At 68.8% G+C, this 17917-nt stretch carries 17 protein-coding genes and 1 pseudogene; 13 read left to right on the top strand and 5 right to left on the bottom strand.

Annotation, left to right across the window (positions count from 1 at the left end; genetic code table 11):
* The 5 genes and pseudogenes from NX1_RS20795 to NX1_RS36980 form a co-directional block, all read right to left on the bottom strand.
* Positions 1 to 378 (bottom strand): annotated as a pseudogene (locus NX1_RS20795) (tobH protein); the annotation flags it as partial.
* A gap of 169 nt (positions 379 to 547) precedes the next feature.
* Complete coding sequence (locus tag NX1_RS20790) at positions 548 to 1924, bottom strand: phosphomannomutase/phosphoglucomutase (protein WP_068061968.1); 1377 nt, start codon at positions 1922 to 1924, stop codon at positions 548 to 550.
* 245 nt (positions 1925 to 2169) lie between these two features.
* On the bottom strand, positions 2170 to 2547 hold the full coding sequence (locus NX1_RS20785) for a DUF3499 domain-containing protein (RefSeq protein ID WP_068061965.1): 378 nt from the start codon (positions 2545 to 2547) through the stop codon (positions 2170 to 2172).
* 158 nt (positions 2548 to 2705) lie between these two features.
* Positions 2706 to 3188, bottom strand: a complete 483-nt coding sequence (locus NX1_RS20780) for a metallopeptidase family protein (protein ID WP_169810921.1) — start codon at positions 3186 to 3188, stop codon at positions 2706 to 2708.
* Positions 3189 to 3252: 64 nt separating this feature from the next.
* Positions 3253 to 3486 (bottom strand): WhiB family transcriptional regulator, encoded by a 234-nt coding sequence (locus NX1_RS36980; protein WP_029901515.1) that lies wholly within the window; start codon positions 3484 to 3486, stop codon positions 3253 to 3255.
* A 489-nt stretch (positions 3487 to 3975) separates the two neighbouring features.
* Here NX1_RS36980 and cofD point away from each other — a divergent pair, with 489 nt between their 5' ends.
* The 13 genes from cofD (at position 3976) to lpqB (ending at position 17883) form a co-directional block, all read left to right on the top strand.
* Positions 3976 to 4974 (top strand): 2-phospho-L-lactate transferase, encoded by a 999-nt coding sequence (gene cofD, locus NX1_RS20770; protein ID WP_174555502.1) that lies wholly within the window; start codon positions 3976 to 3978, stop codon positions 4972 to 4974.
* Complete coding sequence (locus NX1_RS20765) at positions 4971 to 6314, top strand: coenzyme F420-0:L-glutamate ligase (RefSeq protein WP_068061962.1); 1344 nt, start codon at positions 4971 to 4973, stop codon at positions 6312 to 6314. Before cofD ends, NX1_RS20765 begins: the two co-directional genes overlap by 4 nt.
* Positions 6311 to 6829: an NUDIX hydrolase gene (locus tag NX1_RS20760; protein WP_068061959.1), complete on the top strand. Its 519-nt coding sequence runs from the start codon at positions 6311 to 6313 to the stop codon at positions 6827 to 6829. Before NX1_RS20765 ends, NX1_RS20760 begins: the two co-directional genes overlap by 4 nt.
* Before the next feature lie 227 nt (positions 6830 to 7056).
* On the top strand, positions 7057 to 8292 hold the full coding sequence (locus tag NX1_RS20755) for an alkane 1-monooxygenase (RefSeq protein ID WP_068061956.1): 1236 nt from the start codon (positions 7057 to 7059) through the stop codon (positions 8290 to 8292).
* Between the two features lie 150 nt (positions 8293 to 8442).
* Entirely contained in the window at positions 8443 to 8616 is a 174-nt protein-coding gene (locus NX1_RS37475) for a rubredoxin (protein ID WP_068061954.1), read from the top strand.
* Positions 8613 to 8795 (top strand): rubredoxin, encoded by a 183-nt coding sequence (locus NX1_RS20745; protein WP_068061951.1) that lies wholly within the window; start codon positions 8613 to 8615, stop codon positions 8793 to 8795. The genes NX1_RS37475 and NX1_RS20745 overlap by 4 nt, the downstream gene beginning before the upstream one ends.
* A 40-nt stretch (positions 8796 to 8835) precedes the next feature.
* Positions 8836 to 9456: a TetR/AcrR family transcriptional regulator gene (locus NX1_RS20740; RefSeq protein WP_068062025.1), complete on the top strand. Its 621-nt coding sequence runs from the start codon at positions 8836 to 8838 to the stop codon at positions 9454 to 9456.
* Positions 9457 to 9783: 327 nt separating this feature from the next.
* Positions 9784 to 10878 (top strand): alkane 1-monooxygenase, encoded by a 1095-nt coding sequence (locus NX1_RS20735; protein ID WP_307651202.1) that lies wholly within the window; start codon positions 9784 to 9786, stop codon positions 10876 to 10878.
* 104 nt (positions 10879 to 10982) lie between these two features.
* Positions 10983 to 12467 carry an adenosylhomocysteinase gene (ahcY, locus tag NX1_RS20730; protein WP_068062022.1) on the top strand — a complete coding sequence of 495 codons (1485 nt, stop codon included), beginning with the start codon at positions 10983 to 10985 and terminating at the stop codon, positions 12465 to 12467.
* Positions 12468 to 12686: 219 nt separating this feature from the next.
* Positions 12687 to 13334 (top strand): dTMP kinase, encoded by a 648-nt coding sequence (locus NX1_RS20725; protein ID WP_068061945.1) that lies wholly within the window; start codon positions 12687 to 12689, stop codon positions 13332 to 13334.
* A gap of 78 nt (positions 13335 to 13412) precedes the next feature.
* Positions 13413 to 14090, top strand: coding sequence for an MtrAB system response regulator MtrA (mtrA, locus tag NX1_RS20720; protein ID WP_068061939.1), 678 nt, complete (start codon positions 13413 to 13415; stop codon positions 14088 to 14090).
* An 86-nt stretch (positions 14091 to 14176) separates the two neighbouring features.
* Positions 14177 to 16078 carry an MtrAB system histidine kinase MtrB gene (mtrB, locus tag NX1_RS20715; RefSeq protein WP_373864895.1) on the top strand — a complete coding sequence of 634 codons (1902 nt, stop codon included), beginning with the start codon at positions 14177 to 14179 and terminating at the stop codon, positions 16076 to 16078.
* Positions 16075 to 17883 carry an MtrAB system accessory lipoprotein LpqB gene (gene lpqB / locus NX1_RS20710; protein ID WP_068061937.1) on the top strand — a complete coding sequence of 603 codons (1809 nt, stop codon included), beginning with the start codon at positions 16075 to 16077 and terminating at the stop codon, positions 17881 to 17883. Before mtrB ends, lpqB begins: the two co-directional genes overlap by 4 nt.
* Positions 17884 to 17917 lie beyond the last annotated feature (34 nt).

Below are 17917 nucleotides of genomic sequence, written 5' to 3'. Positions count from 1 at the left end.
GGCGCCGCGGCGCAGCGCGCGGTCCACCGCGTCGATCAGGCGGGGATCGCCCGCGTCGTCTCCCGCGACGAGCACCACGTCCAGCGGCCCCACCCAGGGCGGCAGCGCGGAAGCGGGCACCACGGGCAGGCCAGCGCGGTCGCCGAGCGCGGCGACGAGCAGACTCGCGGCGCGCGCGGCGCGGCCGGAACCGGAGACCAGCACCACGCTGCGCGGGCGCAGTCCGGCGAGACGGGCCAGCGCGTGTTCGCCGATGGCCGCCGCGGTGGCGCGCACCTGGGCGCCACCGGAGGCGGCGGAGCGCAGGGCGCCGCCGCTATCCGCCGCCTCGAGCGAAGCGGCATCGTCGAGGTCGAGCACCGGTGTTCCAGCGATCATCGGGCGTCCCACCTCCCCTCATCGCGCTGCGTCCGGATCGTCCACTGTGCTTCCACTATTCCAGTCGGGAGTGGACGATGCCCGGGATCTCGCGTCGAGCAGAATCGTCTGCTTTCCCGGTCGAATCCTGAGCGTGTGATTCCATTCCGTCGTATCTCCACTATCCCAGTCAGGACCGGACGATGGTCAGAATCTCGGTTACGAGTGCGTCTACTTCCTCCTGCGATCGGGCCTCGACGTTCAGCCGCAGCAACGGCTCGGTGTTCGAGGCGCGCAGGTTGAACCAGGCGTTGTCGGCGAGCTGAACGGTCACCCCGTCGAGCCGGTCCACCGACTTGGCGCGATCCTCGAATGCCTCGACCACCGCCAGCGTCCGCGCCTTCGCGTCGGCCACCGTCGAATTGATCTCGCCCGAGGCGGCATACGTCTCGTACGACGACATCAGCTCGGAGATCGGCCGGTCCTTCTCGCCGAGCGCGGCCAGCACGTGCAGCGCCGCGAGCATGCCGGAGTCGGCGCCCCAGAAATCGCGGAAATAGTAGTGCGCGGAGTGCTCGCCGCCGAACACCGCGCCGGTGGCGGCCATCTGCTGCTTGATGAACGAGTGGCCGACCCTGGTGCGCACCGGGGTGCCGCCGAGCTCGTGCACCAGCTCGGGCACCGCCCGCGAGGTGATCAGGTTGTGGATGATGGTCGCGCCAGGTTCCTTGGCGAGTTCGCGCTCGGCGACCAGCGCGGTGATGGCCGAGGGGGAGACGGGCTCGCCGTTCTCGTCCACCACGAAGCAGCGGTCGGCGTCGCCGTCGAAGGCGAGGCCGATGTCGGCGCCGGAGCTGCGCACCAGCTGCTGGAGGTCGACCAGGTTCTTCGGGTCCAGCGGGTTGGCCTCGTGGTTGGGGAACCAGCCGTCCAGCTCGAAGTAGAGCGGGATGACGGTCACCTGCGGCAGCGTGCCGAGCACCTCGGGCACCGTGTGCCCGCCCATGCCGTTGCCCGCGTCCACCGCGATGGTGAGCGGGCGGATGCTGTCCAGGTCCACCAGCCCGCGCAGGAACTTCGCGTAATCGGCGAGCAGGTCCACCTCGGTGGCGCTGCCGCGCGGTCCGTCGAATTCCAGGACGCCGGTGACGAGTTCGTCCTTGATGGCGCCGAGGCCGGTGTCCTGGCCGACCGGCAGCGCGTTGGCGCGGCACAGCTTGATGCCGTTGTAGCGGGCGGGGTTGTGGCTCGCGGTGAACATGGCGCCGGGGCAGCCGAGATGGCCGGAGGCGAAGTACAGCTGGTCGGTGGAGGCGAGGCCGATGTGCGTCACGTCGAGGCCCTGCGCCAGCACGCCGTCGGCGAAGGCGGCGGCCAGCTCGGGGGAGGACTCGCGCATGTCGTGGCCGATGACCACGCGGCTCGCGCCCTCGTCGCGCATCAGCCTCGCGAAGGAAGCGCCCACGTCCCTGACGAATTGCGCGTCGATCTGTTCACCGACCACACCGCGAACGTCGTAGGCCTTGATCACCGCGTTCACGAATTCGGCAGAGCGGGCGACTGTCATGGCCCCTACCCTAGTGTGCCCCTGCGCGACCGCGGGACCGCTCCCTACCCATGGGCCCGATTTCCGCGCGTGGGCTCGGTACGGCGCGCTGGACGCGACGGCCGATCACGGTTCGGATCCTCGCCGCGGACAAACGGTTTCGTTCTGTACGCCGGGCGGGACGGCCGCCCGATCGAGGACGTGTCGGGAACTCGGAACCGGCCGTGCCCAAGGCTCGACTCGGCGGCGCGGCGCCCGAGGCCGGTTCAGTTCGGCGGATCGGGCAGCACGCGCAGATGCCCGCGCCTGCCAGTGCGGGGGGTGCGCTGCGGCGCAGGCGCGTAGTCGCGATAGCCGCGCTGCTCGGGTTCGGGGGGACGCCGACGCAGACCGGCCTCGCGGACGGCTTCGGCCAGCGCGGTGAGATCGTCGTCGTCCGGCGTCGTGGAGAAGCCGCCTTCGTGGCGAACCAGTTCCCACCCCTTCGGCGCGGTGATCCGGGACGCGTGAGTTTCACATAGGTCCCACGAGTGGGGCTCGGCCACCGTCGCGAGCGGACCGACCACCGCGGTGGAGTCGGAGTAGACATACGTGAGCGTCGCGACGGCCGGATTCTTGCAGCCGGGTCGGCAGCAACGACGCATGGGGATCACGCCGATGAGAGTAACCCCCCTGGCCTCCGGATGTGGATAGACACGCGCTAAGAGTCACGGCTCACACGTGTGTACCCGCCGCCTTCGCTCCGGCCATGCGCGGTCTCCGGGCGGCGTTCGTCCGGCTGCGTCCGTCGGGTGGGCCGCCCTTACTCCTCGGCCTCCGGATCGATGACGTCGGGATCGACGCCGAGATACGTGGCGATCTGCTGCACGAGCACCTCGCGGAGCAGATCGACGAGATCGTCCGGATCGCTGGCACGGAGTTCGAGCGGTTTGCGGAACAGGACGACCCGCGCGCGGGTCGCCTGACCGTGCCGGTCGACGCCCGCGGGGATGAGCCGGGAGAGCGGGACCGGTCCGTCGGCCACGACCTCGTCCGGCCAGGTGACCGAATCAGGGTGCAGCGGACGGATTTTCGGCACATCGTCGACGGCGATGTCGAGTTTGGTGAGCCGATCGTGCCAGCGGCTGTCGAGCGGGGCGAACGCCTCCAGCACGAGCCGGTCGAACTGCTGACCCCTGGTGCGCCACGCGGGCACCGTCGGCGGCAGCATCGGCCCGCGTACCCCGCGGCCGCGTCGGATCACCGACCTGGCAGTGGGCGGGCGTCGATGGCGTGAACGGGACATACCCAAAATCTAGGTGAACTCGCACCGACCTCGCGCATCGAGGTCGGTGCGACACACCTACGTGTCAGCCGATACCGCGCTTGAGGCGTCGGCGCTCCCGCTCGGAGAGCCCTCCCCAGATGCCGAAGCGCTCATCGTGTGCGAGTGCGTACTCCAGGCACTCGTCGCGCACCTCGCAGCCCATGCAGATCCGTTTCGCCTCGCGGGTCGAGCCGCCCTTCTCGGGGAAGAACGCCTCCGGATCGGTCTGCGCGCACAGGGCACGCTCTTGCCACTGCTCTTCGATGGATTCGAACATCTCGTCGAAGCCCGTCACGACCAGGCTGAGCCGGGGTGTCGACACCGCGTCACCGCCGTCTTGCTCGCTCCGGCCGATGTCTGCGCAGACGCCACGTGCTGCGCCTGCTGTGGAATCGGGTTGCGAGACCATATCGTTGGCCATCGCTCCGCCTCCTCACTGTGTGTTAGCGCAGAATGATTCTTTCCGTCGGACCAACACGCACACCGACGGCCCTACCCCGCGACGTTGTCCCGCGGACATCCCCGAGCTCGCCACCCCGGCTCGAACGTCTGTTCGAAAAGCTGTCCGCGCCTTGGACTCTCGCGCGAACCCGGAATGACACGACTGTGATTAGACACGCCGGACGCGTCGATGGTCAAGCCGTCGTCGCTATTCCGTTACTATCCGCGACGGTTTTCCGTGCTGATCTTGGTGTATGGCATAGCAAATGAGCAGCAAATACATCCCTGGCACCGCTCTGTTCGCCAGCGCATAGGCTGTGCGGATGTGACTGGACAACAAGCGGACATCGCGCCCGCGAAGGGACCCAAGATCGCCGTCCTCGTCGGCGGAGTCGGCGGCGCGCGCTTCCTGCAGGGCGTGCGGGAACTGCTGCCGGAAGCCGACGTTTCCGCGATCGTGAACGTCGGCGACGACGTCTGGATGCACGGCCTCCGCATCTGCCCCGACCTCGATACCTGCATGTACACCCTCGGCGGAGGGATCGACACCGAACGCGGCTGGGGCCGGGTCGGCGAGACCTGGCACGCCAAGGAAGAGCTCGCGAAATATCACGCGCAGCCGGACTGGTTCGGCTTGGGCGATCGCGATATCGCGACGCACTTGATTCGCACCGAAATGTTGCGCGCCGGGTATCCGCTCTCCGCGGTCACCGAAGCGCTCTGCAACAGGTGGCAGCCCGGCGTGAAACTCATCCCGGCAACCGACGATCGGTGTGAAACACATGTGGTTGTCAGTGACGCGGAGAACCCTGGCGAACGCCGCGCGATCCATTTTCAAGAGTGGTGGGTTCGATACCGCGCGAACATCGACACCCATGGATTCGCCACAATCGGTGCGGATGAAGCAAAACCGGCGCCAAATGTGACCGATATCATATCGTCCGCCGACGCGGTGCTGCTGGCCCCGTCCAATCCCGTGGTGAGCATCGGCGCCATCCTCGCGGTGCCCGGCATCCGCGGCGCGCTGCGCACGACCGAGGCGAAGGTGATCGGAGTGTCCGGCGTCATCGACGGAAAACCGTTGCGCGGCATGGCCGACGAGTGCCTCTCGGTGATCGGCGTCGAGACGACGGCCGAGGCGGTCGGCCGCTACTACGGCGCGCGCTCGGCCACCGGCATCCTGGACGGCTGGCTCATCCACACCACCGACACCGCCGACGTGCCAGGCGTCGAGGTGCGCAGCGTCCCGCTGCTCATGACCGACCCGCCGACGACCGCCGAAATCGTGCGCGAGGCATTGGATCTCGCGGGGGTGAAGCCGTGACCTCGATCGACCACGCCGCAGGCGAGCTGAGCATTCTGCCCATCACCGGCCTGCCGGAATTCCGTCCCGGCGACGACCTCGCCGAGCGGATCGCCGCCCGCGCGCCGTGGCTCACCGACGGCGACATCCTCGTGGTGACGAGCAAGATCGTCGCCAAGGCCGAGGGCCGGATCGTCGCCGCGCCATCGGATCCCGAGGAGCGCGACGCCGTGCGCCGCGCACTGGTCGACCAGGAGGCCGTGCGGGTGCTCGCCCGCAAAGGCCGCACCTTGATCACCGAGAACAAGCTCGGCATCGTCCAGGCCGCCTCCGGCGTCGACGGCTCCAATGTCGAGCAGGGCGAGCTGGTGCTGCTGCCCGCCGATCCCGACGGCAGCGCCAAGGCGCTGCGGTCCGCGCTGGCCGAACGGCTCGGCGTGACCGTCGCCGTCGTCATCACCGACACCATGGGCAGGGCCTGGCGCAACGGCCAGACCGACGCCGCGATCGGCGCGGCCGGGCTGCGGGTGCTGCACGACTACGCGGGTTCGGTGGACGGGCAGGGCAACGAACTGCACGTGACCCAGGTGGCCGTCGCCGACGAGCTGGCCGCCGCGGCCGATCTGGTGAAGGGCAAGCTGGGCGGCGTTCCGGTCGCGGTGGTGCGCGGCCTGCCGGTCGTCGACGACGGTTCTGGCGCGACGGATCTGCTGCGCCGCGGCACCGACGACCTGTTCTGGCTCGGCACCGCGGAAGCCATCGAGCGCGGGCGGCGCGATGCATTGCTGCTGCGGCGTTCGGTGCGCCGATTCGCCGACACCCCGGTCGATCCGGAGCGTATCCGCGCGGCCGTCGCCGTCGCGCTGACCGCGCCCGCGCCGCACCACACCCGGCCGGTCCGGTTCGTGTGGGTGCGCGAGCGGGGCCTGCGGGACCAACTGCTCGACGCGATGGCCGACAAGTGGCGCGCCGATCTCGCGGCCGACGGCCTCGGCCCCGAGCGGGTGGAGCGGCGGGTGGCGCGCGGCCGGATCCTGTTCGACGCCCCCGAGGTGATCATCCCGTTCTGCGTGCCCGACGGCGCGCACGACTATCCGGACGAGCGCCGTCGCGCCGCCGAGCGGACCATGTTCACCGTCGCCGTGGGCGCGGCGGTGCAGGGCCTGCTCGTCGCGCTGGCCACCGAGGGGATCGGCAGCTGCTGGATCGGCTCGACCATCTTCGCCCCGGAGGTCGCCAGGGACGTGCTCGGCCTGGAGGCGGACTGGAATCCGTTGGGCGCCATCGCCATCGGTCATCCGCTGGAGGAGCTGACCCCGCGTCCGGTGTCCGGTCCAGGCGGCGGTCTGGTGGAACTGTGACCGCCGAGTCGCTGCACGCGTCGGCCACCGATCTGCTCACGACCTGGACTCCCGCGGCGGATCACGATCGGTCGCTGCGCGAGGCCATGCTCGCGTTTCTCGGTTCGGCGCCGCGCGGCTGTCTGCGTGAGCACGCCGCGGGACACATCACCGCCTCGGCGGTGGTGTTCTCGCACGACGCGGCCGAGGTGCTGCTGACCCTGCATCCGAAGGTGGGACGCTGGATTCAGCTCGGCGGGCACTGCGAGGAGGGCGACGAGACGGTCGCCGATGCCGCGCTGCGCGAGGCGACCGAGGAGTCGGGCATTCCGGGGCTGCGGATCGAGCCTGGCCTCTACGGCGCGCAGGCGCATCCGATCACCTGTTCGCTCGGCGTGCCGACCCGTCATCTGGATCTGCTGTTCCGGGTCACCGCGCCCGCGGGCGCGGTCCCGGTGCGCAGCGCGGAGTCGACGGACCTGCGATGGTGGCCGGTGGACGCGCTACCCGAGGATGCCGAAGTCCTGCTGTACTGAGGCCTTCACGACCGAGGCTTTCCAACGACTCCGCCTTGCGTGAAAGGTGGCTCCGCGCAAAGGCGCCCGGTCGGTACTTCGTTCCGATCGGGTGTCTTTTCGTTATGACATAACATCTTTACAAATAGCTTGTTTTGTATAGACAAGAGACAGTTGTCGTTCTAGTGTCCACATCAGAAGTACTGTGCGTCACACCTCGGTGTGCGCCGCGCTGATGGGAGACATCGATGTCTACTGATGCCGACGCGCCGCTGCGCCCGGTCGAGGCTCCGGCCTGGCGGGATCGCAAGCGCTACCTCTGGCTCTGGGGACTGTTCGCGCCGACCGGCTTGTTCACGATCGGGCTTCCGCTGGTCTGGGCGTTCAACGAACTCGGCTGGCATCGGCTGGCGCATGTGCCGTTCTGGCTCGGCACGATCCTGGTCTACGTGGTGATCCCGCTGGCCGACATCTTCTTCGGCCCGGACGGCGAGAACCCGCCCGACGAGGTGATGGAGTACCTGGAGAACGACAGGTACTACCGCTACCTGACCTACCTGTACCTGCCGTTCCAGTACGCCTCGCTGATCATGGCCTGCTACTTGATCAGCGCCGACGACGTGAGCTGGCTCGGCATCGACGGCGGACTGCACATCGTCGACAAGATCGGCCTGGCCATCACGGTCGGCATCATCGGCGGCATCGGCATCAACACCGCGCACGAACTCGGTCACAAGAAGGTCGATCTGGAGCGGTGGCTCTCCCGCATCGCGCTGGCCCAGTCGTTCTACGGTCACTTCTACATCGAGCACAACCGCGGCCATCACGTCCGCGTCGCCACCCCCGAGGATCCGGCGAGTTCCCGTGTGGGCGAGACGTTCTGGGGCTTCTGGCCGCGCACCGTGTGGGGCGGCCTGAAGTCCTCGTGGCGGCTGGAGAAGGTGCGGCTGGAGCGGCTGGGCAAGAAGCCGTGGTCGCTGCGCAACGAGGTGCTCTCGGCCTGGCTGATGTCGGTGGTGCTCTACGCGGCGCTGGTCGCGGCGTTCGGTCCCGTCGTGCTGCCGTACCTGGCGTTGCAGGCATTGATCGGCTTCAGCCTGCTGGAGGCGGTCAACTACCTCGAGCACTACGGGCTGGTCAGGCAGCGCACCGCCACCGGTCGCTACGAGCGGCCTGCCCCGGTGCACAGCTGGAACAGCGACCACATCGTCACCAACATCTTCCTGTACCACCTGCAGCGGCACAGCGATCATCACGCCTATCCCACCCGTCGCTACCAGACGCTGCGCAGCTGGGACGGCGCGCCGAACCTGCCGAGCGGTTACGCGAGCATGATCCTGCTCGCCTACTTCCCGCCGCTGTGGCGCAAGGTGATGGACAAGCGGGTGCTCGCGCACTACGGCGGCGACATCACGCGCGCCAACATTCACCCGGGCAAGCGGGACCGGGTCCTCGCGCGGTACGGGGCGGGGGATGGGTCATGAGCGAACGGAGAGAGCGAATCATGTGCCAGCGCGCTTCGCGCATGCCGGAGCCGAGCGTCAGCGAGGCGCGGGCATGAGCGAACGGAGAGAGCGAATCATGTGCCAGCGCGCTTCGCGCATGCCGGAGCCGAGCGTCAGCGAGGCGCAGGCATGAGCGCATATCGTTGTCCTGTCTGTGATTACATCTTCGATGAGGCCAAAGGCGCTCCGCACGAAGGCTTTCCGGCAGGCACCCCGTGGACCGATGTGCCCGACGACTGGTGTTGCCCGGACTGCGGCGTGCGCGAAAAGATCGACTTCGAACCGGCAGAGGTGACCAAGTGACCGAATACAAGCTGTACCAGTGCATCCAGTGCGGCTTCGAATACGACGAGGCGAAGGGGTGGCCCGAGGACGGCATCGCGCCGGGCACCCGATGGGACGACATCCCCGACAACTGGACCTGCCCGGACTGCGGCGCGGCCAAGGCCGACTTCTTCATGGTCGAGATCGAGCGGTCGTGAGATTTTGACTGCGGCGGACGCCCGTGACAACCTCGCGGGTATGCCGCGCACTGGACCGAGGGTTCCCTATCAGGAGGCGGCGCGGGAACTCCTGCGCACCTCCGTCCTCGACGCCATGCGCGAACTGCTGACCGAGCGGGACTGGTCCAAGATCACGCTCGGCGATGTCGCGGGCAGAGCCGGGGTGAGCAGGCAGACGCTCTACAACGAGTTCGGTTCGCGCGCGGGTCTTTCGCAGGCGTACGCGCTGCGGCTGGCCGACGACCTGGTCGACCACGTCCGCAGCGCCATCGCGGGCAACGAGGGCGATGTCCGCGCCGCCTTCCGGGAAGCGCTGTCCGGCTTCTTCCTGGACGCGGGCGCCGATCCGCTGGTGCAGTCGCTGATCGCGGGCGAGGTGAAGCTCGACCTGCTGCGCCTGATCACCCTGGACGCCGCGCCGCTCGTCGAACACGCCACCGAGCGCCTCGCCGCGGTGTTCCAGCACAGCTGGGTGGACGCCACGGAGGAGGAGTCGCTGGTGCTGGCGGGCGCGCTGGTCCGCATCGCGCTCAGCTACATTCCGACACCGCCCGCGCCGGGCCGCAACGCGCCCGCCGACCTGGCCCAGCTGCTCGGTCCCTACGTCGAGGCGATCCTGGCCGCTCGCGAAGTGGGCTGAACGGCTGCCCCCGATTCGCTCGGATAGGGGATCGCGCCCAGGGAAATGGGGGCCCCGGCCATGCTGGTTAGGGGATGCTTAGGGGCGCACCCCCGATTTGCTAGCGGTGTGCGGTGACTGGTATCACATGTGAAGTCACTGAAAAACCGACCACCACGCTTGTAACGGTCGACACGTTTCGTTTGCGAACTCCGGTGTAACGGAGGTCGCGCCTGTAAGTATTCTCATGCATCGGAGTCGGGTTTCATAATTAGCGGGGCAAACGTGCAATCGGTTGGCAAACCGTCGGGATCGGCCGATCCCAAACGCCATCTGTGGGTACTCGGCTTGATCGCGCCGGCCTCCGCGTTGCTGCCCTCGCAACTCGTGTTGCACACGGGCGCCGCGGTGTTCTGGTGGATCGGGCCGATCATCGTGCTGGCGATCATCCCGGTGCTGGACTGGGTGGTCGGCGAGGACGGCAGCAATCCGCGCGACGAGGACTACGAGCTGCTGTCCAACGATCGCTACTACCGGTGGTGCACCTACCTGTTCCTGCCGATCCAGCTGATCGGCTTGATCATCGCCGCCTACATGTGGGCGGGCGACGAACTGAGCGTGCTCGACAAGCTCGGCCTCGCCGCCACCCTCGGCTTCGTCAGCGGCATCGGCATCAACGCCGCGCACGAACTCGGCCACCGCGTCGAGCACCTGGAGCGCTGGCTGGCCAAGATCGCGCTCGCGCAGTCCGGGTACGGGCACTTCTTCGTCGAACACAACCGCGGCCACCACGTGCGCGTCGCGACGCCGGACGACCCGGCGAGCGCGCGGATGGGTGAGTCGCTGTGGGAGTTCCTGCCGCGCAGCGTCGCGGGCGGCTTCCGTTCCGCGCTGGCGCTGGAGAAGGAACGGCTGGCGCGCAAGGGCCTGCCATGGTGGACCGTGCACAACCACGTGCTGCAGGCGTGGTCCATGACGCTGGGTCTGTTCGGCGCGTTGATCGCCGCCTTCGGTATCGCGGTGCTGCCATGGCTGCTGTTGCAGGCCGCGATCGGCGCGGCCCTGCTGGAGACGGTGAACTACGTCGAGCACTACGGCCTGCTGCGCGAGCGCAGGCCGAACGGCAGCTGGGCTCGTTGCTCGCCGCGCGACAGCTGGAACAGCGACCGGCTCGTCACCAACATCTTCCTGTTCCACCTCCAGCGGCACAGCGACCACCACGCCAACCCGGGACGGCGGTACCAGACGCTGCGCAGCTCGGACCAGGCGCCGCAGCTGCCGGCAGGCTACGCGAGCATGATCGTCTTCGCGGCCATTCCTCCGCTGTGGCGCTCGATCATGGACCACAGGGTGCTCGCCCACTACGACGGCGACATCACCCGCGCGAACATCCAGCCGCGCAAGCGCACCCGGATCCTCGCGAGCTACCGGGCGACGGCCTGAGCGGTGCCGTCGGTCACGGCGGCGAGGCCGGGACGGGCGCGCGGTGCGTCCACGGGCGTTCAGCGACTAGCCTTGCATCGGTACAGCCGACCATGGAGAGGCAGATGACGACCTCAGAACTTCCCGCACGCACGTCCCTGACACCCGATGTCCGCAATGGCATCGACTACAAGGTGGCGGACCTGTCGCTGGCCGAGTTCGGCCGCAAGGAGATCCGTCTGGCCGAGCACGAGATGCCGGGTCTGATGGCGCTGCGCCGCGAGTACGCCGACGTGCTGCCGCTGAAGGGCGCGCGCATCTCCGGCTCGCTGCACATGACGGTGCAGACCGCCGTGCTGATCGAGACCCTCACCGCGCTCGGCGCGCAGGTGCGCTGGGCCTCCTGCAACATCTTCTCCACCCAGGACCACGCCGCCGCCGCGGTCGTCGTCGGCCCGCACGGCACCGTCGACGAGCCCAAGGGCACCCCGGTCTTCGCCTGGAAGGGCGAGACCCTGGAGGAGTACTGGTGGGCGGCCGAGCAGATGCTGACCTGGCCGGGCGAGCCCGCCAACATGATCCTCGACGACGGCGGCGACGCCACCATGCTCGTGCTGCGCGGCGCGCAGTTCGAGAAGGCCGGTGTGGTGCCGCCCGCCGACGAGGACCACTCCGCGGAGTACACGGTCTTCCTGAACCTGCTGCGCGAGCGCTTCGAGACCGACAAGGGCAAGTGGAGCGCGATCGCCGAGAGCGTCAAGGGCGTCACCGAGGAGACCACCACCGGCGTGCTGCGCCTGTATCAGTTCGCCGCCGCCGGTGAGCTGGTGTTCCCGGCGATCAACGTCAACGACTCGGTGACCAAGTCGAAGTTCGACAACAAGTACGGCACGAGGCACTCGCTCATCGACGGCATCAACCGCGGCACCGATGTGCTCATCGGCGGCAAGAAGGTGCTGATCTGCGGTTACGGCGATGTCGGCAAGGGCTGCGCGGAATCGCTTGCGGGACAGGGCGCTCGGGTGCAGGTCACCGAGATCGACCCGATCAACGCGCTGCAGGCGCTGATGGACGGCTACGACGTGGTGACCGTCGAGCAGGCGATCGGTAACGCCGACATCGTGATCACCTCGACCGGCAACAAGGACATCATCACCCTCGAGCACATGAAGGCGATGAAGGACCAGGCCATCCTCGGCAACATCGGCCACTTCGACAACGAGATCGACATGGCGGCGCTGGAGCGTTCCGGCGCAACGAAGTTGAACATCAAGCCGCAGGTCGATCAGTGGACCTTCGGTGAGACCGGCAAGTCGATCCTGGTGCTCTCGGAGGGTCGCCTGCTGAATCTGGGCAACGCGACAGGACATCCGTCGTTCGTGATGTCGAACAGCTTCTCCAACCAGGTGATCGCGCAGATCGAGCTGTGGACCAAGCCGGAGGAGTACGACAACGAGGTCTACCGCCTGCCCAAGCACCTGGACGAGAAGGTCGCCCGCATCCACGTCGAGGCGCTCGGCGGCACGCTGACCAAGCTCACCAAGGACCAGGCCGAGTACATCGGCGTCGACGTCGAAGGCCCCTACAAGCCGGACCACTACCGGTACTGAGCCTTCGCTCGGCCAGAGCGGCCCGGCAACCCGCGCGGTTGCCGGGCCGCTTCCTGTGTAAGCCTTTGCCGCGCAAGCATGTAGCCGCGCACGGTGCGGTCCGGCGATCGGCGGCGGGATCGGCGGTCGAGCCGGTCGTCGTCGGCCCCACCCACCGCGCGTGCGCGCCACCGGTGGCGGTGGACCCGGCCGAGGCCGCGATCGGTACTGTGACCTGCCATGGGTGCCCTGATCGTGGTGGAAGGTCTGGACGGCGCCGGGAAGCGCACGCTGACCGACGCCGTGATCGCCGCGCTCGCCGAGCGCGGCCTACGGACGGCGACGCTGGCGTTCCCGCGCTACGGGCGATCGGTGCACGCCGATCTCGCCGCGGAGGCGCTGCGCGGCGCGCACGGTGACCTCGCCGACTCGGTGTACGCGATGGCCTTGCTCTTCGCGCTGGATCGCGCCGAGGCGCGCGCGGAACTGGCGAAGCTCTTGGCGGACAACGACATCCTCATCCTGGACCGCTACGTCGCCTCCAACGCCGCCTACAACGCGGCCCGCCTGCACCAGTCCGCGGACGGTGAGATCGCGCGCTGGACAGCCGATTTGGAGTTCGGCCGGTTCGGTCTGCCGAAGCCGGACGTGCAGGTGTTGCTGGACGTCTCCACCGAGGTCGCCGCCGAACGTGCGCGCCTGCGCGGCGAACTCGACGAGTCACGGGCACTCGATGCGTACGAACGCGACGGCGAGCTTCAGCGCCGCACCCTGGAGGTGTACCGTGAGCTGGCCGAACGGAGCTGGCACGGCCGGTGGTGGACGTTCCGATCCGGTGACGATCCGGCATCGCTGGCCGCGCGTATCGCCGAAATGATTGCCGGATAGGGTTGGATGTGCGGCGGGTTCGCACCAGTGTTGGCGTGGCGGCCCGATCCTGGCCTGGGAGATGACAACATAGTAATTATGAAGCCGAAGATTCTGGTCGTCGACGACGATATGGCACTCGCTGAGATGCTCACGATCGTCCTGCGCGGGGAAGGGTTCGACCCGCATGTGGTCGGCGACGGTACGCAGGCACTGGCGGCGGTTCGCGAGATCCGCCCCGATCTGGTGTTGCTGGACCTGATGCTGCCCGGCATGAACGGCATCGATGTATGCCGTGTGCTGCGGGCCGATTCCGGAGTCCCGATCGTCATGCTCACGGCGAAGACCGACACGGTCGACGTCGTGCTCGGTCTGGAGTCCGGTGCCGACGATTACATCGTCAAACCGTTCAAGCCGAAGGAGTTGGTCGCCCGGGTGCGCGCCCGCCTGCGCCGCACCGAGGAAGAACCAGCGGAGCTGCTGTCGATCGCGGACATCGTCATCGACGTGCCCGCGCACAAGGTGAGCAGGGGCGGTGCGCAGATCTCGCTGACTCCGCTCGAGTTCGATCTGCTGGTGGCGCTGGCCCGCAAGCCGCGCCAGGTGTTCACCCGAGAGGTGTTGCTCGAGCAGGTATGGGGCTACCGCCACGCGGCCGACACCCTCCTGGTGAACGTGCACGTGCAGCGGCTGCGCGCCAAGGTGGAGAAGGATCCGGAGAATCCCGAGATCGTGCTCACCGTCCGAGGCGTCGGCTACAAGGCCGGACCGCCGTGACCGAAGGCGATGCTCAGCCCGCGGGCGCCCAGCGCCCGCAGGACGATGCGCCTGCCGCGGGTGACCGCGCGGGCGCACCGAGCGGGTTGTTGCCACGTCTGGAACACGCGCTCGCCCCGGTGGTTGCCTGGTTCAAGGAGGCGGGCACCGCGCTGGGTCATGTCTGGCGGCGGTCGCTGCAGCTGCGCGTCATCGTCTCGACGCTGACGCTCTCGCTGATCGTGATCACCATCCTCGGCGTCGTGCTGACCAGTCAGATCACCGACCGGCTGCTCGACGCGAAGATCAACGCGGCGGTCGAGGAGATGGATCGCGCCCGCAACACGGTGGAGAGCCAGCTGGCGGGCGTGCAGGACACGGGCACCCAGGAGCAGCGTCTCATCGACGCGCGCAACGCCCTGTCCAATCGCGGCGGCACCGGCCAATCCACGGGCGCCGCAGGCAGTTTCGATTCCGCGCTGAGCATCGTCGGCGGTATGCCGCAGCAGCAGATCGCGACCGGCCCGATCGGGGAGGTGCCGGAGGAACTGCGCCGGTTCGTGCAGCGCAACCAGGTCAGCTACCAGTTCGCCACGGTCGAGGACCCGGACGGCTACCACGGGCGCGCGCTGATCGTCGGCAGCCCGAGCGCCGAGGTGCCGACCCTGGAGATCTACCTGATCTTCCCGTTGGCCAACGAGGAGCGCAGCCTGGCGCTGATGCGCGGCACCATGATAATCGGCGGCCTGGTGCTGCTGGTCCTGCTCGCGGCGATCACCGCGCTGGTCACCAGGCAGGTGGTGCTGCCGATCCGGTCCGCGGCGCGGATCGCGAGCCGCTTCGCCGACGGTCGCCTCAAGGAGCGCATGTTGGTGCGCGGCGAGGACGACATGGCGCGGCTGGCACAGGCGTTCAACGAGATGGCCGAGAGCCTGTCCAACCAGATCACCCAGCTCGAGGAGTTCGGCAATCTGCAGCGGCGCTTCACCTCGGACGTGAGCCACGAGCTGCGCACCCCGCTCACCACCGTGCGGATGGCCGCCGACCTGATCCACGGCAGCAGCGAGGACCTGGACCCCGCGCTGGCGCGCAGCGCCGAGCTGCTCGTCACCGAGCTGGACCGGTTCGAGGGTCTGCTCAACGACCTGCTGGAGATCAGCCGCCACGACGCGGGCGTCGCCGAACTCCAGGTGGAGTCGCTGGACGTGCGGATGTGCGCGCGGGCCGCCATCTCGACAGTGCGTCATCTGGCCAAGGAATCCGGTGTCGAGGTCGTCATCGACCTGCCGGAGGATCCGCTGGTCGCCGAGGTCGACCCGCGCCGCGTGGAGCGGGTGCTGCGCAACCTGCTCGCGAACGCCATCGACCACAGCGAGGGCAAGCCGGTGCTGATCCGGATGCGCGGCGACGCCGAGGCCAACGCGGTCGCCGTCGTGGTGCGCGACCAGGGCGTCGGCCTGCGGCCCGGCGAGGAGAAACTGGTCTTCAACCGGTTCTGGCGGTCGGACCCGTCGCGCATGCGGCGCTCGGGCGGCACCGGCCTCGGACTCTCGATCAGCGTCGAGGACGCCAATCTGCACGAGGGCAGGCTGGACGCGTGGGGCGAGGTCGGCGTCGGCGCCAGCTTCCGGCTGACCCTGCCGCTGGTGCGCGGCCGCAAGATGGGCCCGAGCCCGCTGCCCCTGGAACCCGCGTTGCGCAGAACTCCGCCGCGGCCGCCCGAGCCCGACGATGCGCCGACTGTGCCGTTCCCGCACGGCGATCCGAGCGCGTTCGGCGAGCCCATCGGCGCGTTGGCGAACGGGACCGCATCGCCGGGCGCCACCGCCGCGGTGAACGGCGTCGCCGAGAGCGCGGAAGGCTCCGCTGAGCACACCGCGGCGACGGACGGTACCGGAGAGCCCACCGCGGCGCGCGACGGCGTCAGCGAGGCCGAGAAGGGGCCGGACGCGGCCGATGCGAACGGCTCCGGCAAGGTACTGACCGAACGCGGAGACGTACAGTCATGAGCATGCGGGCCGTCACATCCTCTCGACTCGCCGCGATAGGCGCGGTGCTGGTCACGGCGCTGCTGGCGATCAGCGGATGTGCGAGCCTGCCCGAGTCGTCGGCCCCGCAGGCGCTCGGCACGCTCAACCGGGAGCCCACCTCGGAAGGTCCGCCGCCGCCCATTCAGGGCCGCGATCCCGATCTGCTGCTGCGGGACTTCCTGCAGGCCACCGCCGACCCCTCGAACCGGCACCTGGCCGCCCGCCAGTTCATGACGCCTGCGGCCTCCGCGCAGTGGGAGGACGGCGCGAGCACGACGATCGTCGACAAGCCGGACACGCTGCGCGAATCGCGCGTCGGCGACAGGGCCACCTATGTGATCCGCGCGCAGAAGGTCGGCGAGCTCGCGCCCGACGGCGGCTATCGCGCGGTCGAGGGGATCGTCGAGAACAAGATCGAGATGAGCCGGGTCGACGGCGAGTGGCGCATCGACGAGCTACCGGACGGCGTCGTCATGGACCGGACGGCGTTCACCAAGTCCTATCGCCGCTACGTGCTCTACTTCCCCGACCCGGGCGGCGCCTCGATGGTGCCGGACATGCGCTGGATCTCGGCGTCCAAGAACCAGCTTCCCCAGCGCCTGCTCACCCTGCTCACCGAGGGCGCTCAGCGCGAGCTCGCCCCGGTGGTGCGCAACCAGCTGGCGCAGCCGGTCTCGCTGCGCGGCCCGATCACCAAGGCCAACGGCGACCCCGAGGAGGTCGGCGTCGGGCTCGGCGGCGTGCGCATCGACTTCTCGGGCGCCTCCGGGCTCAACCCGCGCGACCGCGAGCTGCTGGCCGCGCAGGTGGTGCTGACGTTGGCGGGCGCCGACGTCCTCGGCCCCTACATGCTGCTGGCCGACGGCAAACCGCTGGACGAGCGCTTCGCCGCGAACGGCTGGTCGGTCGCCGACGTGGAACAGCTCAGCCCCACGCTGTTCGCGCAGAACCGGATCGGATTGCACGCGCTGCGCGGCGGTGCGCTGACCCAGGTGAGCGAGAGCGGCGTGTCGAACGCGCCCGGCTACTTCGGGTCGGTCAACAACCTGCAGTCGGTGGGTCTCTCACCCGACGGGCAGTTGGTCGCCGCGGTCGCCGCCAACGGACGGCCGGCGCCCGAGCCGCCGCGCACCCTGATGGTCGGCACCTACGGCGGCAACGCTTTCCCGGTCGCCGAGGGCAACACGATCAGCAGGCCGTCCTGGACCGCCGACGGCAGCGCGGCATGGGCGGTCGTGGACGGCGACCGGGTGATCCGGGCGGTCAACGACCGTGGCACCGGCAATGTCTCGGTGCAGGAGGTGGACACCTCGGCGCTGAACGGATCCTGGTCCGGTCCGGCCTTCCGCGGTCCGATCACCGAATTGCGCATCTCCCGCACCGGCGTGCGGGCCGCCCTCATCGCCGACGGCAAGGTGTACGTGGCGGTGGTCGAGCGGCGGCCGGACGGCAAATACGCACTCACCTCACCGTTGCCGCTGGCCGTGAATCTGAGCACCCGCGCGCTCTCGCTGGACTGGCTCGGCGGCGACGCGCTCATCGTGGCGCGCGAGGGCAACGTCGACCCGGTGATCACCGTGGCCATCGACGGTTCCCAGCAGTTCCCGATGACCTCGCAGAACCTCACGGCCCCCGTCCGCGTGGTGTCGGCCTCCCCGACCACGCAGTACGTGGCCGATTCCCGTGGAGTGCTCGAGCTGACCAGCAAACCGACCAGCGAACTGCGCTATTGGACCGAGATTCCCGGCCTCGGATCCGACACCGCGCCGGTGCTGCCCGGCTGATCCGGCCGACGAATGTCGGTGGGCGGGTGCACAC

This window comes from Nocardia xishanensis NBRC 101358 (genome assembly GCF_001613365.1).
Taxonomy (GTDB): Bacteria; Actinomycetota; Actinomycetes; order Mycobacteriales; family Mycobacteriaceae; genus Nocardia; species Nocardia xishanensis.
This window is presented reverse-complemented; position numbering and strand designations above follow the sequence as displayed.